Origin of the sequence: Thalassospira sp. HJ (assembly GCF_000948415.1) — a bacterium.
In the GTDB taxonomy this organism is placed as follows: Bacteria; Pseudomonadota; Alphaproteobacteria; order Rhodospirillales; family Thalassospiraceae; genus Thalassospira.
The window spans coordinates 16,703-41,159 of record NZ_JYII01000007.1 but is presented as its reverse complement, the minus strand read 5'-3'; the positions used below and the strand labels follow the sequence as shown (position 1 = coordinate 41,159).

Below are 24,457 nucleotides of genomic sequence, written 5' to 3'. Positions count from 1 at the left end.
AACTGTCAAAAAACTGACGCACTTTGTCAGGAGAGTTTTCGTCCCCGTCCAGACCGGCACAAAACACCTTTATTACGGCTGCGCCGGTGGCAGGTAAATACGCGCCAGAAGCCCGCCTTTCCGCGACTCATCAAGATAGATTTCCCCGCCATGGGCGCGGACGGCAGTACGCGCAATGGCCATACCCAGACCAACACCCCCGGTATCACGATTGCGTGACTCTTCAATCCTGAAGAACGGCTCAAATACCTGTTCGCGCTGCTCAATCGGGATGCCCGGCCCGTCATCGGCAATTTCGATCCACAGACCGTCATCATCGGCATCACGTACCGCAACTTCGACCGTATCGCCGAAGTTCAGCGCATTGGATACCAGATTGCCAAAGGCACGCTTGATCGAAAGCGGCCGGCACGGATAGACGCGCGTATCGACTTCGCCGGTGAATGTGATCGGGCGACCGGTTTCTGCCAGATCCTCGACCGCGGATTCAACAAGGGCGGTCAGATCGATCTTGCGGGTTTCCTCATTGGCGGTTTCTTCGCGCGCAAAGGTCATCGCGGCTTCGACCATCTGTTCCATTTCATCGAGTGTCTCGATAATCCGCGCACGGTTTTCCGGATCATCGACAAACTCTGCACGCAGACGAAGCGACGTGATCGGCGTGCGCAGATCATGGGAAATGGCGGCCAGCATGCGTGTGCGGTCCTCGACAAAGCGTTTGAGGCGCGCGGTCATGCGGTTGAATGCCTTGGTCGCCCGTCTGATTTCAATCGGCCCGGTTTCGGGCACCGGTTCGGGATAATCGCCGCGCCCGACGCGATCGGCCGCACGGGTCAATACATCCCAGGACCGCGAAATACGACGTGCAAGGAAGAAGGCAATGATTGCGATCACCAGTGTTGAAAGCAAGACACGCAAGGAACTATCGAGCACGAACCACGGGGGTGGCATTACCCCGCCAATCATGGCCTCAAGCCATATCTCGGGTTCGCTGCCCGTCGGCTCGCCATCAGGTCCGACCGTTATCACCGGTACGGCAAGGCGCATCACAGGTGCCGTATGGCAATCAAACCGTTCGAGATAGCGCAAGGACCACGGTGCGTCGCGGTCCCTGTGACCGTGGTGCTCGTCATCCTTGTCCTTGTTGTCTCGATCATCGTCATGATCTTCGTCCCATCCTGCCGAGCCGGGAGAGATTTCTTCGAGCAGGCTTTGCTTGGCACTGCGCAAAGATTTTCGCTCGTCCCAGCACTCATCTTCGGACAGGATTTCCACCCTGGCACTTGCACCGGTTTTGCTTGAAAGTGCCTCGTTCAAACGGCGGGAAAGGCCGTCGGCTTCACGCCCCTCGCCCATAGCAACATCGGTGACATCAACCAGTCGCAAACGACTTTGCGGCGACTGCGCCACTCGCAAAACATCGCGCCAGGTTTCTCGGGGGGTTGTACTCATAATTCGGGAGATTGCTGCGATACGCATCAATGAATAGACCCGGCGCTCCGAGGTAACAGCATCGCGGCGCTCCTCGGCCAGCATCACGCCAAGCACGATATGGGTCAGGATGATCGCGCCCAAAAGCAGGCAAACCAGCTGCGCGGTCAGGCTTTGGGGCCAAAGGCGTTTGATCAGGCGGCGCTTGGTCATTTTTCAGCCACCTCGCAAGTAAACATATAGCCCCCGCCCCAGACGGTCTTGATCAAGGCCGGATTCTTGGCATCGATTTCGATCTTTTTGCGCAGGCGACTGACCTGGTTATCGATGCTGCGATCAAACGGTACGGCTTCGCGCCCGCGCGTAAGGTCAAGCAGCTGATCGCGGTTAAGCACCATATTGGGATGTTCGACAAAGGCACAAAGAAGACCGTATTCGCCAGCACTAAGCGGTACGACCACATCATCGGCATCGCGCAATTCATGCCGGGTGCGATCCAGAACCCAGCGATCAAAATACACCTGCCCACCCGGAAGCGGTCCCTTGCGCCCGACCGGAAGACTTTGCGCACGCCGCATCACCGCCTTGATCCGGGCGAGCAATTCGCGCGGGTTAAACGGTTTGGCCAGATAATCATCCGCCCCCATTTCAAGACCGATGATGCGATCGGTTTCCTCGCCGAGCGCGGTCAACATCACAACAGGCACATCATAATTTTCCCGCAGCCACCGACACAGGCTCAGCCCATCTTCACCGGGCATCATCAGATCGAGCACAATCAGATCCGGTGCGATGTCATCATTCATAAGTTTGCGCAACTCGCGCCCGTCCGATGCCAATGTGACGCGATATTCATGCTGGCGCAGATACCGGCCGAGCAGGTCGCGGATATCGCGGTGGTCATCAACAACAAGAATGTGGGGCTGGTCGCTCATATGCGGTCCTGAAATCAAAAGTCTTGGCTCAGCCTAACTTAACGCGTTGGTCACGCGGGCAGAAATGGCAATTTGTATCAGATTGTCGCAAAGAGCCGTTTTGGCAAATCTTGCGACCAATTTGGCGGTTTGTCGGGATCATTTCGCGACAATCATAGGTGATAACCGTCCTCAACGAACTGATCCCCCACAAACCTGATGAGGTTACCATGAAACGCAAAAACACCCTGAAACTTGCTGCGGCCCTGATCGCAACCACCATCATCGCCACCCCGTTTGCAGCTTCCTATGCATCGCCGGGTGACCGTGGCGGCAACCCTGAATGGGCGATGTCCGGCGGCGACAATTGCGAAGGAAAGTTTGAACATAAGCGCGGCGAACGTGGTGAGCTTGGTGAACATCACAAAGGTGGAAAATTCGGACAAGAAGCCCGCGAACGCGCCGTTCCCCTCACTCCTGCAGAAGCCCGCATTCTGGTTGATGCAATGCTTTTGAAAACCGGAACCCCGGATTTCAAAACCGGTGATGCACTGATGGCCGAAGAACCGGGCAAGATCGACGTCCTGCTGGTCAATGCCGGAGGTGGCGTTGTCGAAGTCATCAAATTTGACGCAAAAACAGGCCGTATGGAACGTGAAGACCGTCGCGACATGCGTAAACTGATGCCGCGTCCTGACAAGGCTGAACGCTTTGATAACAAATACACTGCCGAACAAATGAACCTTCTGGCAAATGCCATGGTGATCCGGTTTGGCAATGGTGAATTGAAACTCGGCGAGCTGAGCGAAACCCCGCGCGGTACTTATACCGCCACGGTTACCAATCAGGCGGGCGACATCGTCCGCGAAATGGAACTGAGCAGCGTCACCGGTCGCCCGGTCAGCTGATCAGTTTGCGCTTTTAACATCCCCACCCCGGTCCGGGGCTTCCCCCATCCCAACCGATACCCCGGACCCGCACCGCGCCCCCAAGGCTCCCTTGGGGGCGTTTTGCGTTTTGGCGTTTAACTTCACCACTTTGTCACGCAATTGGGTTTGACGGCTCGTCGCAATCGACGCATTGTTACACGCTTCTGAATATTGCCCCATGAAAGAAGCACCATGACAACACCCGCCCCGAAATCCGCCCCCAGAACAGCCGAGCTTTCTGATATCCCCGTCCTGACAACGCTTTGGCAGGAAACCGGGCTTTATCGCCCGTATAATCCGCCGGAATGGGATGTGCGTTTTGCGCTTGAAAGCGACGAGGCCACCCTTTTCGTCTGGGAAGATAACAGCGATAACATTGTTGGTTCGATCATGGCTGGCCATGACGGACATCGCGGCTGGATCTATTACATGGCTGTTGCGCCAAGCCTGCAGAAATCGGGACTAGGTCGCCGTTTGATGGAAGTTGGGGAAAACTGGCTGCGTGATCAGGGTGTCTGGCGCATGCAGTTGATGGTGCGTGCCGATAACCATGCAACACAGGATTTCTATCGCCATCTGGGCTATCGCGCCTGCGATGTCACGGTGATGCAAAAGGATATCGACACCCCGCCGGCGGATCGATAATCCGCTAAAACGTTACATGGCATCGGCGATGGTCGATGCCGCATTCTGTTCATCAGGCGCTGGTTCTTCCTGATTTTTAATTGCGGTGGTCGCATGTGCAATCCGGCGCGCACGCTCATAAAGGCGGTTGACGCGTTCGACCATCGCAACCTCGATCCGGTAGCGGCGAATATCGATATCACGCGGACCGATTTCATCGCTGACCTTGCGCAATGTCGCTTCAAGCTTGGCGGCAAATTCCGCCTTGCGCCCCAGCACATGGTTGGCGGCCTCGATATCCTCGGCCGTGAAGGCGGTCATGGACTGTTTCAGGCAGTCCTCGGCGATCTCGTATAGCTCCGCCATTTTCTGACGGCTTTCGGCAGATGGCATGTGGCGAATATCAAGCCATTCGCCCACCAGTTTGACCATTTCCTCGCTGATCAGGTCGCCAACGGCCTCAAGATGGTTACTCACCGCCAATTCATTCTGCATGCGGTTAACGTCGCCTGGCAGCAGTTCCGCACGCGGCAGCTTTGCGGCAAACAGCGCAATCGCGTCCTGCAGGCTATCAACCCCATCATCGAGTTCGCCAAGTTTCTCAAGCTTGGCCCGCGTCGGGTTGCGCAGGTTTTCACGCCCGCGACGAACAACATCAATCACCACATCGCCCATATGCACCACTTCATTGCGCAGCAAACTAAGGGCTGCTGCCGGGGCGACGGTCAATTCGTGCATAACGTATTTCGGTTCCGGACTAAGGCGCGGTTCGGTATCGACCTCGGCCGGGACCAGTTTTTCAATCAGGCGCGCGATCCACGGGATAAACCCGATCATCAGGATGACATTGGCAACGTTGAAAATGGTATGCGCATTGGCGATTTCGCGCGCGACATCTGTGCTTTCCGGTGTGCGGCCAGTGGTAATCACTTCAACCAAGCGCGCCAATTGATCAATAAATGGCAACCAGATCACAACCCCGACCACGTTAAACAGGATATGACCAAGGGCGGTGCGAAGCGCATCGCGGTTCTTGCCAATCGTCACCAGAAGCGCCGTGACACAGGTGCCGATATTTGCCCCGAAAATAAGCGCGATCCCGCTTTCAAGCGGAACCAGCCCCTGCCCGGCCAGAACAATGACAATCCCCATGGTCGCGGCACTTGATTGCACCAACGCGGTAAAGGCCGCCGCCACCAGCAGGGCCAGAAACGGATTGCTCATCTGGCTCATCAGATCGATGAACGGGGCGTAGGTTCGAAGCGGTTCCATGGCATCGCTCATCATGCCCATGCCAAAGAACAGCATCCCCATGCCCAGCACCGCCTTGCCAATCAGCGAAAAGCGTTTGCGATCAGCCAGCATCGTCATGGCAAAACCGATGGCGATGAAAAGCGGGGCGATGGCATCAACGCGAAAGGCAATGATCTGGGCGGTGAGCGTACTGCCCATATTGGCGCCCATGATCACCGCAATCGATTGGGCAAAGGGCATCAACCCGGCCGAGACAAAGCCAACCACCAGAACGGTCGTAACACTTGAGGACTGCACCAATCCGGTAATGACCGCGCCGGAGACTGCTGCCCAAATGCGATTGCGCGTCATGCCCGACAGAACGCGGCGCAACCGTGCCCCGGCAAGGGTTTTAAGCGCACCGGCAAGATGATCCATCCCGTAAAGAAACAGGGCAAGCCCACCGACCAGACCAACCAGCATCGACCAGGTTTCAAGCGGGGCAACGTCGTCTGCCGCCCGGGCCACCGGAATGGTCAGAACAAGCAGAACGGCACTGGCAAAGATGGGTTTGAGGAATGCAGGCATCAGCGAACCGGTCGAGGTAATCAGTTGAAAACAAACCGACCATAGCGCAATTTAGGGAGTGAAAGGAAGCAGTAGCATGCGCAATATCGGGCCCAAATCATCGCGTGAAATCAGTGAAATCGGGATTGAAAACCGCGATGAATTGCGCGCGCTCGGCATTGAAGAAACAACACGCCGGTTGCTGTTTCGCTTTGGCAGCGAAAAGAAGATCAGCCTGAATTATCTCTATGCGCTTGAAGGCGCGATCCATGATCGTGACTGGCGCGACATCACGCCCACCCGCAAGCAGGAACTCCGTGCTCTGCTTGATGCGCTTCGCCACGAACTATCTGGCGATCAAGCCTGACAGTTCGCGGGCATGAAGTCGCCTATTCGGCTGCGACCGATTTGGGATCGTGCTTTTCCTGTGCCAGACGTTCGCCAAGATCGGCAACCTGATCACCCGTAAGACGCAAGCCAAGTTTGGACCGACGCCAGATCAGGTCATTGATGCCCTGCACCCATTCGTTATCGATCAAATAGCGGACCTCGGCTTCATACAGGTCGTGGCCATAACATTTGCCAAGATCACCGACGCCCTTGGCATCGCCAATGATCTGTTCGATCCGCGTGCCATAAGCGCGCAGCAGGCGTTTGAGCATCATCGCATCCATCCAGTCATAGCGCGCGGCATAATCGGCAAAGGCGGCCTCATAGGAGGCATTGGGGAAGTCCCCACCCGGCAGTACGGCATTGGCCGTCCAGGGCGTGTCCTTCGCCCCCAGTTCCTTTGAAATGATCTCAAGCGCATGTTCGGCAAGCTTGCGATAGGTGGTGATTTTACCGCCAAACACATGAAGTGCCGGGGCCTTATGCCCATTGGCTTCGAGTTTCAGGGTGTAATCACGCGAAACCTTGGAGGCATTTGCTTCGCCGCCTTCACCGGCATAAAGCGGACGCACACCGGAATAGGTCCAGACGACATCTTGGGATGCGATCGGCTTTTTGAAATAACCACTGGCAAGTTTGCAAAGGTAATCAATCTCGCCCTGGTCAATCTTGACCTTGGCCGGATCGCCCTTGAAATCAACATCCGTGGTGCCGATCAGGGTAAAGTCGCCCTGATAGGGAATAGCAAAGACAATGCGCCCATCACCGTGCTGGAAAATATAACAGAAATCGTGGTCAAACAGCTTGGGCACGACGATGTGACTGCCCTTTACCAGTCGGATATTGGCCTTGGTATCGGATTTGACCACACCGTTTTCCGGATTGATCAGATCGGCACACCACGGCCCGGCGGCATTAATCAACATGCGACCGGAAACCGCACGGTTTTCACCGCTTTCCTGATCGCGCAGCGTTACGTTCCAGACGTCGCCCGCGCGCTTTGCACCAACGCATTCGGTACGGGTCAAAATCTCGGCCCCTTTGGCCTTGGCATCCATGGCGTTCAAAACAACAAGGCGCGCATCATCCACCCAGCAATCTGAATAGACAAAGCCCTTGGTCATGTCATCGCGAAGCGGCGCACCGGCGACATGTTTGGCAAATGAAATGCCCTCGGACCCCGGAAGCTTTTTACGGCCACCAAGATGGTCATAAAGGAACAGTCCCAGGCGGATCATCCAGGCCGGGCGCAGGTCCTTTCTGTGCGGCAGCACAAACCGCAGCGGCCAGATGATATGCGGCGCGTTATCAAGCAGCACTTCACGTTCGGTCAGGGCTTCGCGCACCAGACGGAACTCGTAATGTTCGAGATAGCGCAAGCCACCATGGATCAGCTTGGTGCTGGCCGACGAGGTCGCACTGGCCAGATCATCCTTTTCACACAGCAGAATTTTCAGGCCCCGGCCCGCTGCATCGCGGGCGATCCCGGCACCGTTAATGCCGCCGCCGATAATGATCAGATCATAGTTTAAAGTGCCAGCCATGGGGTCTCTCATCGCAGAAGGAAAACTCTTTGATGATGAAAATAGTTCATTTTCGAAAATTTTCAAGTTTCGAATTGTGACATTTATTCGACACAGCCATGCGGGAAACGCACATGCGCATCATCTTATTTGCTTATAAATGTCGTAAAACAGCCAAGAATAACCATTCATTCGTGAACGAAAATAAAAACCCCGCCTGAACATCAGACGGGGTTATCAAAGATCAAATGTGATGAAAGTCCGGGCGATATCGACAGGCGATCAGGCCAGCCAGCGCTTCTGCCAGTCAGAGAGCATCGAAATGGTCCAGAGCTGATGGCCCCAGTTGCGCTTGCCCGACATATGCTCTTTGCGAAGCTTTTCGATCTGGCGGCGATCCAGACCGAAGTCAGTATAAAGCGCCTGATTGGCGAGATGGTCGCCCATCCATTCATTGAGCGGCCCGCGCAGCCATTGCGCCAGCGGCACGCCAAAGCCCGTCTTTGGCCGGTCGATCATCTCGCGCGGCACATATTTATACAGGATCTGGCGCAGGGCATATTTACCCACCGATCCATTCATCTTGAGCCGTGCGGGCAACCGCCAGCCAAATTCGATCACGCGGTGATCAATGAAAGGCACGCGGACTTCAAGCGAATTGGCCATCGATGCCCGGTCCACTTTGGTCAGAACATCATCGACCATATACATCATCGTATCCATGGCCTGCATGGAGGACACGTAATCCAGGTGACGGTTGCGACAGAACTTCTCGCCCGGCACGCGGAATTTCTTTGCGCCACCCCGATCGCCGCGCAGCTTGTCCGGGTCAAACAGCGAAATCAGCGCGTGATAACGGTCGATATCATCACCAATCGCCAAAAGCGGTGCCGCCTTGTGGATTTTATCGCCAATCGCACTGGTCGATTTCTTGCCTGGCACCAGTCTGATGAGCTTGTCCCAGCTCTCGGGCGAGATCATGGTCAGCGCGCGGGAGGCAAGACCACCGCCAAAGGGAATGCTACCCGCCGCACGGCTAAGCTGCTTGGCCCACAAATAGCGGTTATAACCGCCAAATGTCTCATCCCCGCCATCACCTGACAGGGCGACCGTGACATGCTTGCGCGTGAGTGCAGAGATCAGATAGGTCGGAATGGCGGAGCTATCAAAGAACGGCTCGTCATAGGTTTCCGAAAGCTTCGGCACCAGATCAAGCGCATCCTTTGGCGTCACGTAAAGTTCGGTGTGATCGGTCTTGAGGTGCTTGGCGACTTCACCGGCAAAGGCGGCCTCGTTAAAGGCCTCGTCCTCAAAACCCACCGAGAATGTTTTGACCGGTCGGTCGGAGACCGACTGCATCAGGGCAACGACGGTTGAGGAATCAATCCCGCCGGACAGGAACGCACCCAAGGGCACATCGGCCACCATGCGGCGTTGAACCGCATCACGCAGCAAGTCTTCTAGTGCGTCAATCGCGCTTTGATCATCGCCGCTCCAGGCGTGGGTCTGACCATTGAGAACCGCGTCCTCGACCGACCAATAGGCGGTTTCGGTTGCCTGATCGTGCGATGAAATCTCAAGGATATGACCCGGCTTGAGCATCTTGGCATGGGCATAGATCGAAAGCCCGGACGGCACATAGCCAAAGCGCAAATAGGCATCAAGGCCGGTCTGATTGACCTCGCGCGACATGACGTCACTGGCGAGCAATCCTTTGACCTCGGACGCGAAACCGATATGTCCGTCATAGCGCGACCAATAAAGCGGCTTGATACCAAGCCGGTCACGAACAAGGAAAAGCTTCTTTTTCTGGCGATCCCAAAGCGCTATGGCAAACATGCCAATCAGGCGCTTGATGGTATCGCGCAGGCCCCAATGGGCAATGCATTCAAGGATGACTTCGGTATCGGAATGGCCGCGCCAGGAAATATTGGCACTGGCAAGTTTTTCACGCAGTTCCGTGGCGTTATAGATTTCGCCGTTATAGACCATGACATAACGGTCATTGGCGGAATGCATAGGCTGCTTGCCGGCATCGGAAAGATCAATGATGGCAAGGCGGCGCTGCCCAAGGCCAAGGCCATTTTCATCATCAACCCAGACATCACCGCCATCCGGTCCGCGATGATACAGCGCATCATTCATGCGCGATACACGATCGCCCAAGCCCGAAGCATCAGCCTGTTCAGACAGCCATAAACCGGCAATTCCACACATGAAAATATCCTGTAAAGCCCTGCCGTTACTTAAAACAATAACGGTGCGCCCTACAATGAAAACATTCGCAAAATCAGCGGAATTTGCTGATTTTCAACGCCGCTCGATCCCGAGCCGCGCCATGCGGCGATAAAGCGTGTTGCGCCCGATGCCAAGCGCCTTGGCGGTGTTGCTGATATGCCATTGCTGATCTTCCAGCAGCTGACGCAGGGCATCGGCTTCGGCGCGCGCCATGGTTTGACGCGGGGTTGGCGTTTCCTCATCGGTCGGCGCTGCATGAAAATCATCGGGCAAATGATGGCGTTCAATCACGCCGTCTTCGGCAAAGACGGCCGCATATTGCAAGACATTGATCAGTTCGCGCACATTGCCCGGCCAGCCGTGGGCGATCAAAAGTGCAAGCACATCGTCTTCGCACTGAACATAGTCGTCCGACAAAACCGCCAGAAGCCGCCCGATCAGATCGGCAAGATCGGATCGTTCGCGCAAGGGTGGTACCGCAAGGCGCGCGCCCTTGATCCGATAAAGCAAATCTTCGCGGAATTTCCCCTCGGCCACCGCGCGGTTAAGATCGACATTACTGGCACAGATCAGGCGGAAATCGACCGGTACAGACTTGGTACTGCCGAGCGGTTCGACCGTTCGGCTTTCAAGGACACGCAACAACCGCCCCTGGGCGGCCAGCGGCATGTCGCCAATTTCATCAAGAAACAGCGTGCCGCCATTGGCCTCGCGAATGCGGCCACCAAAACCATCGCGCGCCGCCCCGGTAAAGGCCCCACCAGCATGACCAAACAGTTCGTTTTCAATCAAGCCTTCCGGCAGGGCGGCACAGTTGATCGCCACAAAAGCCTTGGATTTGCCAAGGGTGGCTTCGTGAATGTGGCGTGCGAGATATTCCTTGCCGCTGCCGGTTTCGCCCGACATCAGGACATTGATATCCTTGGCATGCAGGCGCGTGCCGATTTCAAAAATCCGCCGCAAGGCCGCATCCTTGTCCGGGATGTCGGCAACCGGACGCGCAGGCAGTGACGGCGCCTTGCGTGCAGTGGGTGTTGATCGCCCGACATAGCGACGGCGCATGCGTTCAGGGATGGTAACGCTGCCAAACAAAACCCCGCCGCCCGCGATATTAAGCGGCGTTGCCGATGCCCCCTGCCCGTCCGGGCTGGCCAGTTTGGCGACAAGGTTTTCGACGTCCATTTCAAACATTTGCGAAATGTCCGTGGAATTGTTGGCCGCAGCCAGAATACGCCGCGCGGTCGAGGTCGCCCCGCTGATCGTGCCATCGGGTGCAATCGAAATCATCGCATCGCGGGTCGATCCGACATGGCGGGCATCAGGATGCAGATGCAAGATCACATCACCGGCACGCTCATCAAAGAACAGGATACGTTCCAGCGCATCGGCATAATCGGCCACCATGCCACGCACGCGCAGGCAATCGGGGCGTTTGATATCTTCGCGCACGGCCGACACATCAAGGACCGAGCAGACCTTGCCATCGGGATCAAATACCGGGGCCGCCGTACAGGTCAGAACCGAATGCTGGGCGAGGAAATGTTCATCCTTGTGGATGGTGATTGCGCGGCCTTCAACGATACAGGTACCAATGCCGTTGGTGCCTTCGCGCTCCTCGCTCCAGACGGCACCTGGCAACAGGCCGTTGGTACGGAACGATGGCAAAAGCGATTGGGCCGCAACACTATCAAGGATCACGCCGCTATTATCGGTCAGAAAGACCGCATAGCCCGATGCATCGATCTTGCGATAAAGGGTGCGCACCAGATCATGGGCATGGTGATAAAGCCGCCCGTTGCGATCACGCAATTGCCGGGTTTGGCTTTCGGATATGACTTCGGGACGGCGCAAGGTGTCATGAGCCAGACCAAAGCGTTCTTCACACCGTTGCCAGCTTTCAAGCACCGCACGATTTTGCGCCCCACCGCTAAGCTGAAGGGCTGCTTCTATCCGTCCGCCGGGAAGGTTTCCTGACATAGACGCTATCTCCCTTGTGTCGGTGTTTTGGCCCGGATTTTTCCGGTGCGTGGCTTTTGCCACAGCCGATCACAGCGTTAATCGTAACACACTTAAATGCGTTCATAGCAAACAGTTTCGCGCGCAAAATCGGGCAAAACCATGACTGTTCCATTTTTGGAACAATTTGTGCCATCCGCCCTGTTCCAATGGCACGAATGGCGCAAAACGGTGCTTTGAATTGGAAAGGTTCAACTATCTGGAAAACGGGTTCTTTTTGCGAAACTGGCATGAAAATTCGTAAGTGGCATGACCTTTGCGGGTAAGGCGGCGTCACAAACAAAAACGCGGACGGAAAATCGTCCGTTATCTCGGAGGAACCCAAATGATCTACAAGAATCCAAATGACGCAGGCAGCCCGGTCAGTTTCAAAGGCCGTTATGAGAACTTCATCGGCGGTGAATGGGTCGCCCCTGCCAAGGGTCAGTACTTTGAAAATGTCTCGCCGGTGAATGGCAAACCATTCTGTGAAATGCCGCGCTCCAGCAGCGAAGACATCGAAAAGGCACTGGATGCGGCCCATGCCGCCTTCCCGGCCTGGGGTAAAACATCTCCGACAGAACGCGCAAACATGCTCAACAAGATTGCTGATCGTATGGAAGCCAATCTTGAAATGCTGGCCGTCGCCGATGCCTGGGATAACGGCAAGGCCGTGCGTGAAACGCTTGCCGCTGATATTCCACTTGCCATTGACCATTTCCGCTATTTCGCCGGTGCTATTCGCGCCCAGGAAGGATCGCTTGGCGAGATTGATGACAACACAGTCGCCTATCACTTCCACGAACCGCTTGGCGTGGTCGGTCAGATCATTCCGTGGAACTTCCCGATCCTGATGGCGGCCTGGAAACTGGCCCCGGCACTGGCTGCTGGTAACTGCGTTGTCCTGAAACCGGCCGAACAGACCCCGGCATCGATCTGCGTTCTTCTGGAACTGGTTTCCGATCTGATCCCGGCAGGCGTCTTGAACGTTGTTCAGGGCTTCGGCGTTGAAGCCGGAAAACCGCTGGCACAAAGCAACCGTGTGGCCAAAGTCGCCTTTACCGGTGAAACCACCACCGGTCGTCTGATCATGCAATATGCATCGGAAAACATCATTCCCGTAACCCTTGAGCTTGGCGGAAAATCGCCAAACGTATTCTTTGAAGACATCATGGCGTCTGATGATGATTTCCGTCAGAAAGCCGCAGAAGGCATGGCAATGTTTGCCCTTAACCAAGGGGAAGTTTGCACTTGCCCGTCGCGGGCGATCATTCAGGAAAGCATCTATGACAAGTTCATGGACAGCGTTCTGTCGCGTGTTGCCAGCATCAAACAGGGTAACCCGCTTGATACCGACACCATGATGGGTGCGCAGGTATCAAACGAGCAGATGGAAAAAATCATGTCCTATCTGGATATCGGCAAACAGGAAGGTGCCGAAGTCCTCTGTGGCGGTGACAAGGCCGATCTGGGCGGTGATCTTTCTGGTGGGTTCTATATCCAGCCGACCATCTTCAAGGGTCACAACCGCATGCGGATCTTCCAGGAGGAAATCTTTGGCCCGGTTGTGTCGGCGACCACCTTCAAGGATGAGGCCGAAGCCCTTCATATCGCCAATGACACGCTGTATGGCCTTGGCGCTGGTGTCTGGACCCGTGATGCCAACCGTTCATACCGCTTCGGCCGTGACATCAAGGCCGGTCGTGTGTGGACCAACTGCTATCACCTTTATCCGGCGCACGCGGCCTTTGGCGGCTACAAGCAATCGGGCATCGGTCGTGAAAACCACAAGATGATGATGAACCACTATCAGCAGACCAAGAACCTTCTGGTTTCCTACGATCCGAAACCGATGGGCTTCTTCTGATCCGACCCACTTCACACCCGGACGCGAGGCACCACCTTGCGTCCGGTCGCCTTTTGCAAAGAAGGAGGTGACATTGACCGGATCAGATACCGTACCTGACAGGGTAATTGCGACGGATGCCGCAACCCAACTGATCAGGAAGCTCAAGGATATCCACGGGCCGGTGATGTTTCATCAGTCCGGGGGCTGTTGCGATGGCAGCGCGCCGATGTGCTTTCCCGATGGGGAATTCAAAACCGGCGATCAGGATGTGCTGCTGGGTGAGATCGAAGGCAGCCCGTTCTATATCGGGCGCGCGCAGTTCGAATATTGGCGTCACACCCAGTTGATCATTGATGTGGTCGACGGGCGCGGCGGCATGTTTTCGCTTGAAGGGCCGGAAGGCAAACGCTTCCTGACCCGATCGCGCATCTTTAGTGACGATGAATGGAAGGCCTTGAAATCGTTCGAAGAGACAAACCCGATCGAAGCCTAGGAAATAACAACAACCAAAGGACGACAGGAACTTTCCCTTCCTGCGGCGTTTCGTTTACCTGCACCGCCTCCCACGGTGTTTATCCCCCCAACGAAACGCCAGAAGAGGCTGTCACATCCCCAAAAATGCGAAGCTTCTTCCTCCTGGCCCGCCGCCACCCCCATTCTGGCAGCGGGCTTTTTTTACACCAAAAAGTAAATTTTGACAAAAAAAAACAACCTATGATTTACTACGCGCACCTAATATAGAAAAAGGCGAAACACATGACACCTGATAACGTCAAAAACGCTACCTCACGGGGAAAAACTCATCGTACTCCTGACAACGAACTACGCCCAAAAGCGTCAGCTCTGCATGAGGCATGCTTGGATATCGAAGACCAAGTAATGACCTACTTGAGAAAAATTCGGTTCTCAGAGAAGAGTTATATCTATGCATTAAAGAGCAGAACAAAATCAACTGAGGGAATAATTTCAAAAGTTAAAAGAAAAAGGAAAGGAGCTCAAAAAGGATCTGACAACTGGAGATATGAAATACATCACATGACAGATGGATTTGGAATTAGAATAGTAACTATATTTCAATCCGACATAGTACAAGTTGTAAAAGATTTAATTGATATTATTAACCACAAACACGAAGAAAACCCTATTAGAAAAGGAAGAATTTTTGAGGCAAAAATATACACAAACCGCCCTAAAGATGAAGAAAACTCAGTTCACGTAAAAGTTCAATCCATTATAAACAATGCGAATTTAACATTTGAAAATGGCGCATACGAAGTTGAGACAGAAGGGCCAGAGAATAAAAAAAGCGGGTACTCGTCTATACACATTGTAGCATACGTTGAGTCTAACTCTGGCACAGGAAACTCCTCACGCACCAAACCCAAGGATATCGCATTTGAAATACAAATTCGCGATATATTCGAGGAGGCTTGGGGAGAGATTGATCATTCATTAAGGTATATAGCGCGCCGCGAAGAAGAAGGAGAGGAGAACCGCTTCGTAGCGCAATGGCGACCGCACCTTAACGCATTAAAAGCATTCGCGGATGGTTGCTCACAGCACGCAAGCCTCATTAAACGAAACGCAATTGATGCAGCAAAGTTCGCTGACGAAGATGCGAATAAGTCAATTGATTCAGCGGACGAAACCTTACCGATTTTATTTGATGTATTACCTTCTGAGCATCATAGCCTACTGCGAGAAGTCTATGAGTTACGTGATTCGGCAATCAATGAGACCAGCCCAGCAGAACATCGCAGCAAAATGCGTGAAACTCGTGCGCTACTAGAAAAAGTGAAGTCTAAACTTACTACAGACCAGCTAAACCGGCAGACAGAAGATGACCGAGATGTAGAATATCACATAAACATGGAAATAGCCTTCTGTCACGACCCGGATAGCATCGAAGAAATAAACCAAGCTATCACTATTTACCGGCAAGTTGCTGAGCAATTTAGAGATGATACTCTCGCCGCTTACCGTTGTGGCCTTCTAGAGAGAAACAATGACAATCTCGAGGAGTCACTTGCTTGGCTCCAACAAGCTGCTCAGCGAATTTCTAGAGACAGCACAGTAGGCTCACGTGACTGGATACACGCAGCAGTCCCGCGAAATATCGGCTACACGAATTGGCTAATTTTCGAACGTGACACCACAGGTAAGACGACAGATTTTCATTCTATCGACGAAGCCATTAGGTTAAGTCAACTAGCCTACAACCGAGCTGAGGAACTTGGGCTAGATGCTGGCGAACGCAGAAAAGCGCTGAACAATCACGTTTATTTCTTGATGAGAAAAATACAGGCGTCAAATTCACAAAAGAAGGCCGACAAGCAAGAGCTTCTTAAAATTTGCACCAATCTAGATAGCCTTCTAGAAACACACACACACACAGCCATCTATTCTCTTGACACGTTATGGAAAGCATACCAGCTACTGGGAGAGGAAATCAAAGCGATACTAAAACATGATCAACTGGTAGATTCGCTAATTATGATCGCTCAGAGGAACGCATATGGGCAACGAGTATCCCTATTGAACGTGAAACGCTTTCTACCAAGCGACACCCACTCAATTGTCGACGACGTAATTAGCTCGGCAAAATTAAGTGGTTAGCTTGCGAGAATCGTATCCTCGAAAAATGCACCTTAAAATTTAACACATTTCCATCTAGAATTTCGTCATCAACAAGTGTGATAGTGTTTTTCAAAATAGTGGCAAATACTGTTACGCATCGACCATCAACCAAGGGAGTATGACTTTGATCAATCGGAAACCGAACGGCGGCGACATTCATTGCGAATGAGTTGATCGTTACATCGCTATAAAAAAACACCTAAAAAAAAGGGGAAGTTCGCTTCCCCTTTTTTTTTACTTCCAAACTCGACCTGACCGTCAGTTTACAATTCCCAAAACGACCGAGCTTAATAAACATAAAAACACTAACGACAAAAGGGCTGCCACCACCACCCGACAGCCGACATGCAAGATATTGCGGATATCGACACTCAACCCAAGGGCCGCCATGGCAAGGATGGTCAGGAAGGACGAGGTGGTCTTGATCGGTGTGCGGGCAACATCCGGGATCAGATCAAGCGAACAGGCCCCCATCATGGCGATAAAGCCGATGATGAACCATGGCACAACCTGCGCAATCGGAAGCCTGGTTTCACGCGCCCGACCGCCAATCAGCGCCAAGGAAAAGATCACCGGACCCAGCATTAAAACCCGGATCAGCTTGACCAAAGTGCCAACCTGCACCGCAAGGGTCCCGGCCGGTGCGGTTGCCGCCAGAACCTGCGGCACGGCATAGACGGTAAGGCCCGAAAAGATCCCGTATTGGGTTGCCGACAATCCAAGCCCGGCATGGAGCATCGGCAGGACAAAGACAAACAGCACACCGAGAACTGCCGTAAAGGAAATCGAGGCGGCGACATCATCCGATTGCGCCTCAATCACCGGTGCGGTTGCCGCAATCGCCGAATTGCCACAGATCGAATTGCCGCACGCGACCAGCATCGAAAGATGGTTTGAAAGACCAAGCGCACGACCGATATGGTAGCTGACAAACAGGCTGATACAGACGACCACAATGATCGATGCGACCAGCCCACCGCCGGCCGATCCGATGGCCTGCGCACTGATGGATGCGCCCAGCAACACAATGGCGATTTCAAGCACGGTCTTGGCGCAAAACCGGATCCCGGCAAAATAGCGTGGGGCCAGACCAAACACGGATCGCACCACCACCCCGATCAGAATGGCAAAGACCAGACTTTCCACCCAGCCACGCCCGAACAGAACACGCTCGGCATGTTCGGCCAGCTTGGCGGCGAGTGCGACCAGAAGGGTCACGGCAAGCCCGGGCAGGATCGGTTTGATGCGGGTGGTAAAAAACATGATTTTCCTGTGTTTCGATCACAGTCAGAAAATCTCACGCTCAACCATTTACTTCCATCGAATAAAAATTCATATTTCATTCGATTTAATCGAATGAAATATGTGTAGCTTATCAGGACAACCCTCCGTCATTCCGGACGGCGCATTGCGCCGAGCCGGAATCTGGAACCGCACATTCAAGAGTTTCCCGCCTACGCGGGAAAGACGTCAAAGCAGATTGGAATATGCCGTCACCATGATGACACTCGAACAGCTTCAGATCTTTGTCGCGGTTGCCGAACGCGAACATCTGACCCGCGCGGCCGAGGCGATTGGGCTTACGCCATCGGCGGTCAGTTCTGCCATCAAGAACCTTGAAGGTTTTTATGGCGTGGCACTGTTTAACCGGGTTGGACGCCGTATTGAGTTGACCCAGACCGGACGCATGTTCCTCGATGAAGCCAAATCAACGCTGGCGCGTGCACGCGCGGCTGAACTGACGCTCGCCGAACTCGGCGGCATGCAGCGCGGCGAACTTAATGTCTATGCCAGTCAGACGATTGCCAGTTACTGGCTGCCGCCATTCCTGATGAAATTCCATGACCAGTATCCCGGCATTGAAATCCGCCTGACAATTGGCAACACCAAAACCGTATCTGATGCCGTGCGCGGCGGGGCCGCCGATATCGGCTTTATCGAGGGTGATATTGATGAACCCGCCCTTGCCAAGCGCGAAGTTGCCGAAGACGCATTGGTGATTGTCGTCTCCCCCAAACACCCCTGGGCCAATGGCAGAACCCTGACCCCGCAGGCGCTTGTTACCCAGACCAACTGGATCTTGCGCGAAGCCGGGTCGGGCACCAGATCGGAATTCGAAACCGCGCTTCGCGATCACGGCGTCGACCCCGCACGCCTGCGTACCGCCCTCATCCTGCCAAGCAACGAGGCGGTCATTACCGCAGTTGAAAACGGCATCGCCGCCACCGCTGTTTCGCAGTTCGCGGTCAGCTCTCTGATCGCCCAAGGCCGCCTTGCACGCGCAAACTTCCCGATCCCGCCGCGCAAATTCATGGTGCTCCGCCACAAGGAACGCCAGCAAACGCAAAGTTCGCTGGCACTTGAGAAACTCTGTCTTTCAGGCGCACGGGATTAGATCGCTACAATCGAATTTAAAAATATTCCAAATGTAAATTGCGCATTCGCAATGCAGCATTTTTGGGTCGGTTCTAATGGTCTTTCTGACAGGGCAACCTGTGCATGCGCCACCCAAAACAGACACATGCATCCGTCAAAGGGCACTTCCGATCGCGGAAGATGCAGAGTTGTCCCGAGGCTTTGCCACCTTAGAGGACCCTGCCAATGCTTGATGCAGAATTATTGGCGCGCATACAGTTTGCCTTTACCGTCTCGTTCCACATTATCTTCCCGTCTTTCACCATCGGACTGGCCAGCTTCCTGTTTGTGCTGGAAGCCCTCTGGCTGCGCACCAAGGATCAGACCTATCTTTCGCTATACAAATTCTGGATGAAAATCTTTGCCCTTGCCTTTGGCATGGGCGTGGTATCCGGGATTGTGATGTCCTATCAGTTCGGCACGAACTGGGGACCGTTTTCCGAATTTACCGGCGGTGTGATCGGCCCGCTTCTGGCTTACGAGGTGCTGAGCGCCTTCTTCCTTGAGGCCGGTTTCCTTGGCATCATGCTGTTTGGTTTGAACCGCGTCGGACCGAAGCTGCACTTTACCGCCACCACCATGGTTGCGATCGGAACGCTTTTCTCGGCCTTCTGGATCTTGTCGGCCAACAGCTGGATGCAGACACCGGACGGCTATGTCATTGAGAATGGCCGGGCGGTTGTTTCAAGCTGGATCGATGCAATCTTCAATCCAAGCTTCCCCTATCGTCTGGTGCATATGGTGCTGGCGGCTTACCTCACCACCGCCCTTGTGGTTGGTGCGGTTGGCGCATGGCACTTGATCCGCGATCGTGAGAACCGTGCCGCGAAAATCATGTTTTCCATGGCAATGTGGATGGCTGCCATCCTTGGCCCGATCCAGATTTTTGCCGGTGACTTGCATGGTCTTAATACCCTTGAACATCAGCCGGCCAAAGTGGCCGCGATGGAAGGGCATTTTGAAACCCGCGAAGGTGCGCCCCTGATCCTGTTTGGCATGCCCGACATGGAAGAAGAGGAAACCAAATACGCGGTCGAAATCCCCAAGCTGGGATCCCTGATCCTGACCCATGAATGGGATGGCAAGATCACGGGCTTGAAGGACTTCGCCCCCGAAGATCGCCCGAATGCGCCGATTGTGTTCTGGACCTTCCGCATCATGGTCGGGCTGGGTCTTTTGATGGCGCTTCTGGGTATTGCCAGTGTCATCGCACGACTGCGCAAGAAGCTTTATAGCTGCGGCTATTTGCATCGCTTTGCGCTTTTGATGGGTCCCAGCGGCTTTATCGCCATTCTGGCAGGCTGGTTTACCACCGAAGTCGGGCGTCAGCCCTGGGTAGTTTATGGCATGATGCGGACGTCAGAAGCCGGATCGCCGGTCGTTCCGACGGCCATTGCCGGATCGCTGATCGCCTTTGTGCTGGTCTATGCCATCGTGTTCGGGGTCGGCACGGCCTATATCCTGCGCGCCATGGTCAAGGACCCGCGTTCGGCCCATGTGCCCGAAGACAGTGAAATCATGCGTGCGGGTGGCCGTCAGTCCACCGCAGCCCATCCCCCAGTCGCAGGAGAATGATCATGGACTATCAACTGATCTGGGTTCTGCTGATCGCGGTTGCCGTCTTTTCCTATGTCACGCTTGATGGCTTTGACCTTGGCGTCGGTATCCTGTTCCCGTTCATCAAGGACCCTGCAAAACGCGGGCGGATGATGAACACCGTGGCACCTGTTTGGGATGGTAATGAAACCTGGCTGATCCTTGGCGGGGGTGGCCTTTATGCCGCCTTCCCGCTGGCCTATTCGTTGCTGATGACGGCGTTTTATATTCCGGTCTTTACCATGTTACTCGCCCTTGTGTTCCGGGGCGTGGCATTCGAATTCCGGTTTAAAAGCAAGAACCATCAGAAACACTGGGACTTTGCCTTTTCAGCCGGATCGATCATTGCTGCGGCCATGCAGGGTGCGATGCTGGGTGGCTTTATCGAAGGCATTGCCGTTGAAAACGGACGTTTCGTTGGCGGTGCGTTTGATTGGCTGAGCCCGTTTTCGGTCTTCTGCGCCACCGCGGTTGTGGTGGGCTATGGCCTGCTTGGCACCGGCTGGCTGATCATGAAGATGGAAGGCGATTTTCAGGGAAATCTGCGCCGCCTCGCCAAACCGGCTGTGATCTGGATGGCGGCAAATCTTGGCGTGGTGTCTTTGATGACGACCTACGTCAATCCGGCATATGCCCAGCGCTGGTTTGAACTGCCAAACATGCTGTATCTCGCCCCGATCCCGATTGTGACGGTTGGTTTACTGTATTGGCTATGGCATGCGGTCAAGAAGCGTGAAAAGACCGTTTTTGGCATCACGCTTGGCATTTTCTTCCTGTGCTATCTCGGCTTCGGGATCACGCTTTATCCCAATATCGTGCCGCCGATGATCACCTTCCGCGATGCAGCCGCACCGGAAAACAGCCTTGCCTTCATGCTGGTGGGCGCTGTGGTGCTGCTGCCGATCATTCTGGCCTACACCGCCTATGCCTATTGGGTATTCCGCGGCAAAACCGGGGATGAGGGGTATCACTGATGGCCAATATCAAGTCAACAAAGGCCCGCAAATGGCTGTGGTTTGTTGGCCTTTATGTCGGCGGCGTTGTCGTGCTTGGCGCAGCATCCTTGTTGCTGCGCGCCCTGATGGGACAGGCATGACAATGACACCATCACACACCTGATACACGCAAACTCCCGTGACCTGCTGCGCTAATCCCCAGAAGCAGCAGGCCCTCCTCCCGGCAGCAATCCCCGCCCGCTGCCGGGTTCTTTTTTGCTTACTGATTGTCCTTGCGCTTGATCAGATCGGCCAGACGCGTGATGCCGTCCTTGATCCGATCGACCTTCTCGGCGGAGAAGCTAAGCCGCGCGGTGTTCTTGCCACTGCCATCGGTAAAGAAGGCTTGACCGGGCACGAACGCGACATGCACATCCTCAAGCGCTTCTTCAAGCAACTGACGGGCATTGATATGTTCCGGCAAGGTCAGCCAGACAAACATACCACCCTCGGTCTTCGTCCATGACACATCATCGGGCATCGTATCTGCCAGGGTTTGCAACATGACGTCGCGCTTGGTGCGATAGGACGCCCGCAGTTTTTCAAGATGATCCGGGAACAGTTGCTTGGCAGCCCGAAGTGCGGCTTCCTGATTGACCGTGGAAACATGCAGGTTTCCGGCCTGCATCATCAAAACCAGCTTGTCGATCACCGGACGCGGCGCACAGACCCAACCGATACGAAGTGCCGGGGCCAGCGTTTTGGAAAACGTGCCAAGCTGAATGACATTGCCTGACGCTGGATCACGGCCCTCCTCATCTAGACTGAGCAAGGATGGAAGGCTTTCTCCGCCCTCATAGGAAAGCTTGCTATAGGCCGCATCTTCAAGCAGCACCGCACCATAACGACGTGCCAGTTCCAGTACGGCCTTGCGGCGCGCAACGGACCAGGACCGACCGGTCGGGTTCTGGAAATCCGGGGCGACATAGGCAACCCGCGCGCCCTTGGCAAAGGCATCTTCCAGCTGACTTAATACCGGACCTTCGTCCTCGGCATCGACACCGACGTAATTCGGCAACCGGGTCGAAAAGGCCTGCATCGCGCCAAGGTAGCTTGGCTTTTCAACGATCAGATCGCGGCCTTCTTCAAGCAACAAGCGCGCCAGGATATCAAGTCCCTGCTGCGCGCCATTGGTGATCAGGACATTATCAATGGTGCGCGTTGCCCCCTGGTCAGCCAGATCATCAACAATCCACTGACGCAAGGCTGGCAGACCTTCACTGACGGAATATTGCAGGCTGCGGCGCGCCTGTGCGCCGTCCTGCATCATCGCACCATAGATCTCGCTGAAAGTCTCGACCGGAAACAGATCAGGGTCGGGCACACCACCGGCAAAGGAAATCACTTCCGGGCGCTCGGCCACTTTCAAAAGATCACGAATTTCAGAGGCCACCAGCACCCGCGCATCATGCGCAATCAGATCATTCCAGCTTACAGACATTTCAAACTTCCAATTAGGTCAGTATTTATGTCCTTTAAATGGGGCCTCCCGCCCCTTAAAATCAAGTTCTTTTCAATACCAACATCAAAATTGAAATAAAATTACTTGAAATTCGCCAATCAAGCATAATTCCGGAATGCGAAATAAAGCCAAAAGTAGCAACCACTGATGTTTGCGCATGGCAGAACAGCGGCAGAAGAAAAGCTTCCACCGCTGTTCCGATACGCAATTTTTTTACGATCTGGTGCTGATGCTATTCAGCGGCGCGCATGTTAAAGCGCGGCAATGACAAAACAAGGCCCGAAACCAGCATGACAAGGCTGAGCACAAGAATAAGCCAGCTGGTTTGCGCCAGACTGCCGGTGAACCCGACAAGAAGCCCAGCGATTGGCTGTGTCATATTGTTAAAGAGAATAATCACACCGGTTGTTTTGCCATAATCCCGTGCCGGGATGATCTTCTGCCGGATGGTACGGATATAGATGTTAAACATCCCGTCAAACCCAAGCACCACGGCAAAGCCGACCATATAAAGCCAGTAATCCGGGCCGATTGCCGTCAAAACACCGCCAAGGAAAACCCCGGCAAATGATATGAGCCCGATACGCCCCACAGAAAGGCTGCTCGCCCCGACCAGCATCAGAACCACGATGGTGAATGCCGCACCGACAGTCTGCAACAGGGCGTAATGTTCCTCGCTTTGGCCATGAAGCCCGGTGACCATTGCGGCTGACGTCGCAAGCGTAATGCCAAACACAAGGTTCACACTGGCGGTCAGCGCGATCACGCGTTTCAGTCCCGGCAGATGGATAAGATGTGAAAACGCTGTTTTAAAAGGCACAACCCAGGACGGGTTTTCATCGGTTGCCGTGATCGGTGTCTGATTGAAGTGGCGCCAGACCATCATGGAAAGTTCGGCAATGCCAAACAGGATCGCGGCGACCACCACAACTGTCTGCCAGTTGCTGATCGCAAACAGGCTTGCGGCCAAAAGCGGGCCGAGAACGATACTCGCCTGATTGACGCTTTGTGAAACCGACTGGATTTTCTCAAACCGGGCATTGGCAAAGATTTGCGGCAATAACACTTCGCGCGCCATGAAGCCCTGCGTGGTCAAAAGACCGCAAATCGCCGAAATACCGACAACCCAGCCAAGCCCATCAAACAACGCGAAACCGATCAGTCCCAGCACGCAAACAACCGCACGCCCGATCTGACTAAGCTGCATTAACCGAAGCGGCGAATAACGATCTGAAAGAACCCCGCAGACCGGATAGAATAAAACGCGCGGCAATGTCTCCGCCGCATAGGCAAGCCCCGACAGCGCAACACTTTGCGTGGTCTGATAGACCACCAACGGAACAACAAACAAAAGAAACTGATCAGCAAGCCTTGCGGCAAACATGGACGTGAAGAACAGAGTGGCAGGCTTTCGGATATCAAATCGCACCGCGAAGCATCCTTTTGAAATCAGTGCAAAAAGTCTGCCGCCACCCTGCGTTGATTACACTGCCTCTAAAAGGCGCAATACTGCATGGCTGCCGCGCTACTTTGGGTAGTGACTTTCACATATCTCCGCGCGAACAGAGTCCTTGGGCGCAAATATGCTTGCCCTGTCGCGTATTTCAAATTAAACACAGCAAACAGTGTTGATACGTATTCGACTACAAAATTTTGTGT

The 24,457-nt window shown here is 54.3% G+C and carries 19 protein-coding genes; 10 read left to right on the top strand and 9 right to left on the bottom strand.

Going from position 1 to position 24,457, the window contains the following annotated elements; genetic code table 11:
• Positions 1-72 precede the first annotated feature (72 nt).
• Positions 73-1,644 (bottom strand): ATP-binding protein, encoded by a 1,572-nt coding sequence (locus UF64_RS04140; RefSeq protein ID WP_044827373.1) that lies wholly within the window; start codon positions 1,642-1,644, stop codon positions 73-75.
• Complete coding sequence (locus UF64_RS04135; protein WP_044827372.1) at positions 1,641-2,366, bottom strand: response regulator; 726 nt, start codon at positions 2,364-2,366, stop codon at positions 1,641-1,643. The genes UF64_RS04140 and UF64_RS04135 overlap by 4 nt, the downstream gene beginning before the upstream one ends.
• A 209-nt stretch (positions 2,367-2,575) precedes the next feature.
• Here UF64_RS04135 and UF64_RS04130 point away from each other — a divergent pair, with 209 nt between their 5' ends.
• A complete protein-coding gene (locus UF64_RS04130; RefSeq protein ID WP_044827509.1) occupies positions 2,576-3,253 on the top strand; it encodes a hypothetical protein in 678 nt (225 codons plus the stop codon).
• A gap of 213 nt (positions 3,254-3,466) precedes the next feature.
• Complete coding sequence (locus tag UF64_RS04120) at positions 3,467-3,919, top strand: GNAT family acetyltransferase (RefSeq protein ID WP_044827370.1); 453 nt, start codon at positions 3,467-3,469, stop codon at positions 3,917-3,919.
• A gap of 12 nt (positions 3,920-3,931) precedes the next feature.
• Here UF64_RS04120 and UF64_RS04115 read toward each other — a convergent pair whose 3' ends face one another.
• Positions 3,932-5,719 carry a Na/Pi cotransporter family protein gene (locus tag UF64_RS04115; protein ID WP_044827369.1) on the bottom strand — a complete coding sequence of 596 codons (1,788 nt, stop codon included), beginning with the start codon at positions 5,717-5,719 and terminating at the stop codon, positions 3,932-3,934.
• A gap of 76 nt (positions 5,720-5,795) precedes the next feature.
• On the opposite strand from UF64_RS04115, the gene UF64_RS04110 reads away from it, so the two are divergent.
• Positions 5,796-6,065 (top strand): TfoX/Sxy family DNA transformation protein, encoded by a 270-nt coding sequence (locus UF64_RS04110; protein WP_044827368.1) that lies wholly within the window; start codon positions 5,796-5,798, stop codon positions 6,063-6,065.
• Between the two features lie 22 nt (positions 6,066-6,087).
• Here the strand turns inward: UF64_RS04110 and glpD are convergent, their stop codons facing one another.
• The 3 genes from glpD to UF64_RS04095 form a co-directional block, all read right to left on the bottom strand.
• Entirely contained in the window at positions 6,088-7,632 is a 1,545-nt protein-coding gene (glpD, locus tag UF64_RS04105) for a glycerol-3-phosphate dehydrogenase (RefSeq protein ID WP_044827367.1), read from the bottom strand.
• 261 nt (positions 7,633-7,893) lie between these two features.
• Positions 7,894-9,828, bottom strand: coding sequence for an asparagine synthase (glutamine-hydrolyzing) (asnB, locus tag UF64_RS04100; RefSeq protein ID WP_044827366.1), 1,935 nt, complete (start codon positions 9,826-9,828; stop codon positions 7,894-7,896).
• A 93-nt stretch (positions 9,829-9,921) separates the two neighbouring features.
• Positions 9,922-11,826: a sigma-54-dependent Fis family transcriptional regulator gene (locus UF64_RS04095; RefSeq protein ID WP_044827365.1), complete on the bottom strand. Its 1,905-nt coding sequence runs from the start codon at positions 11,824-11,826 to the stop codon at positions 9,922-9,924.
• Positions 11,827-12,190: 364 nt separating this feature from the next.
• Between UF64_RS04095 and UF64_RS04090 the strand changes: the two genes are divergently transcribed.
• The 3 genes from UF64_RS04090 (at position 12,191) to UF64_RS04080 (ending at position 16,309) form a co-directional block, all read left to right on the top strand.
• Positions 12,191-13,711, top strand: coding sequence for an aldehyde dehydrogenase family protein (locus UF64_RS04090; protein WP_044827364.1), 1,521 nt, complete (start codon positions 12,191-12,193; stop codon positions 13,709-13,711).
• A 73-nt stretch (positions 13,712-13,784) separates the two neighbouring features.
• Positions 13,785-14,186, top strand: a complete 402-nt coding sequence (locus UF64_RS04085) for a DUF779 domain-containing protein (RefSeq protein ID WP_044827363.1) — start codon at positions 13,785-13,787, stop codon at positions 14,184-14,186.
• Between the two features lie 263 nt (positions 14,187-14,449).
• Positions 14,450-16,309: a hypothetical protein gene (locus UF64_RS04080; RefSeq protein ID WP_044827362.1), complete on the top strand. Its 1,860-nt coding sequence runs from the start codon at positions 14,450-14,452 to the stop codon at positions 16,307-16,309.
• Positions 16,310-16,588: 279 nt separating this feature from the next.
• On the opposite strand, the gene UF64_RS04075 is transcribed toward UF64_RS04080, so the two are convergent.
• Entirely contained in the window at positions 16,589-17,593 is a 1,005-nt protein-coding gene (locus UF64_RS04075; RefSeq protein ID WP_044827361.1) for a YeiH family protein, read from the bottom strand.
• Positions 17,594-17,831: 238 nt separating this feature from the next.
• Here UF64_RS04075 and UF64_RS04070 point away from each other — a divergent pair, with 238 nt between their 5' ends.
• From UF64_RS04070 to UF64_RS20115, 4 genes are all read left to right on the top strand, one after another.
• On the top strand, positions 17,832-18,725 hold the full coding sequence (locus UF64_RS04070) for a LysR substrate-binding domain-containing protein (RefSeq protein ID WP_044827508.1): 894 nt from the start codon (positions 17,832-17,834) through the stop codon (positions 18,723-18,725).
• A gap of 206 nt (positions 18,726-18,931) precedes the next feature.
• Positions 18,932-20,320: a cytochrome ubiquinol oxidase subunit I gene (locus UF64_RS04065; RefSeq protein WP_044827360.1), complete on the top strand. Its 1,389-nt coding sequence runs from the start codon at positions 18,932-18,934 to the stop codon at positions 20,318-20,320.
• Entirely contained in the window at positions 20,317-21,315 is a 999-nt protein-coding gene (gene cydB / locus UF64_RS04060; RefSeq protein WP_044827359.1) for a cytochrome d ubiquinol oxidase subunit II, read from the top strand. Before UF64_RS04065 ends, cydB begins: the two co-directional genes overlap by 4 nt.
• Positions 21,315-21,437 (top strand): DUF2474 family protein, encoded by a 123-nt coding sequence (locus UF64_RS20115; RefSeq protein WP_114129884.1) that lies wholly within the window; start codon positions 21,315-21,317, stop codon positions 21,435-21,437. Before cydB ends, UF64_RS20115 begins: the two co-directional genes overlap by 1 nt.
• 119 nt (positions 21,438-21,556) lie before the next feature.
• Here UF64_RS20115 and UF64_RS04055 read toward each other — a convergent pair whose 3' ends face one another.
• Complete coding sequence (locus UF64_RS04055; protein WP_044827358.1) at positions 21,557-22,777, bottom strand: PLP-dependent aminotransferase family protein; 1,221 nt, start codon at positions 22,775-22,777, stop codon at positions 21,557-21,559.
• Between the two features lie 253 nt (positions 22,778-23,030).
• Entirely contained in the window at positions 23,031-24,227 is a 1,197-nt protein-coding gene (locus UF64_RS04050; protein WP_200892636.1) for an MFS transporter, read from the bottom strand.
• Positions 24,228-24,457: the final 230 nt, after the last annotated feature.

Excerpts from the sequence above, each read along its gene's own strand:
- cydB (WP_044827359.1), top strand. The coding sequence starts at position 20,317 with ATGATCATGGACTATCAACTGATCTGGGTTCTGCTGATCGCGGTTGCC.
- UF64_RS04070 (WP_044827508.1), top strand. The coding sequence starts at position 17,832 with ATGACACTCGAACAGCTTCAGATCTTTGTCGCGGTTGCCGAACGCGAA.
- UF64_RS04055 (WP_044827358.1), bottom strand. The coding sequence starts at position 22,777 with ATGTCTGTAAGCTGGAATGATCTGATTGCGCATGATGCGCGGGTGCTG.
- glpD (WP_044827367.1), bottom strand. The coding sequence starts at position 7,632 with ATGGCTGGCACTTTAAACTATGATCTGATCATTATCGGCGGCGGCATT.
- UF64_RS20115 (WP_114129884.1), top strand. The coding sequence starts at position 21,315 with ATGGCCAATATCAAGTCAACAAAGGCCCGCAAATGGCTGTGGTTTGTT.
- UF64_RS04065 (WP_044827360.1), top strand. The coding sequence starts at position 18,932 with ATGCTTGATGCAGAATTATTGGCGCGCATACAGTTTGCCTTTACCGTC.
- UF64_RS04135 (WP_044827372.1), bottom strand. The coding sequence starts at position 2,366 with ATGAGCGACCAGCCCCACATTCTTGTTGTTGATGACCACCGCGATATC.
- UF64_RS04140 (WP_044827373.1), bottom strand. The coding sequence starts at position 1,644 with ATGACCAAGCGCCGCCTGATCAAACGCCTTTGGCCCCAAAGCCTGACC.
- UF64_RS04080 (WP_044827362.1), top strand. The coding sequence starts at position 14,450 with ATGACACCTGATAACGTCAAAAACGCTACCTCACGGGGAAAAACTCAT.
- asnB (WP_044827366.1), bottom strand. The coding sequence starts at position 9,828 with ATGTGTGGAATTGCCGGTTTATGGCTGTCTGAACAGGCTGATGCTTCG.
- UF64_RS04095 (WP_044827365.1), bottom strand. The coding sequence starts at position 11,826 with ATGTCAGGAAACCTTCCCGGCGGACGGATAGAAGCAGCCCTTCAGCTT.
- UF64_RS04110 (WP_044827368.1), top strand. The coding sequence starts at position 5,796 with ATGCGCAATATCGGGCCCAAATCATCGCGTGAAATCAGTGAAATCGGG.
- UF64_RS04075 (WP_044827361.1), bottom strand. The coding sequence starts at position 17,593 with ATGTTTTTTACCACCCGCATCAAACCGATCCTGCCCGGGCTTGCCGTG.
- UF64_RS04120 (WP_044827370.1), top strand. The coding sequence starts at position 3,467 with ATGACAACACCCGCCCCGAAATCCGCCCCCAGAACAGCCGAGCTTTCT.
- UF64_RS04115 (WP_044827369.1), bottom strand. The coding sequence starts at position 5,719 with ATGCCTGCATTCCTCAAACCCATCTTTGCCAGTGCCGTTCTGCTTGTT.
- UF64_RS04090 (WP_044827364.1), top strand. The coding sequence starts at position 12,191 with ATGATCTACAAGAATCCAAATGACGCAGGCAGCCCGGTCAGTTTCAAA.
- UF64_RS04130 (WP_044827509.1), top strand. The coding sequence starts at position 2,576 with ATGAAACGCAAAAACACCCTGAAACTTGCTGCGGCCCTGATCGCAACC.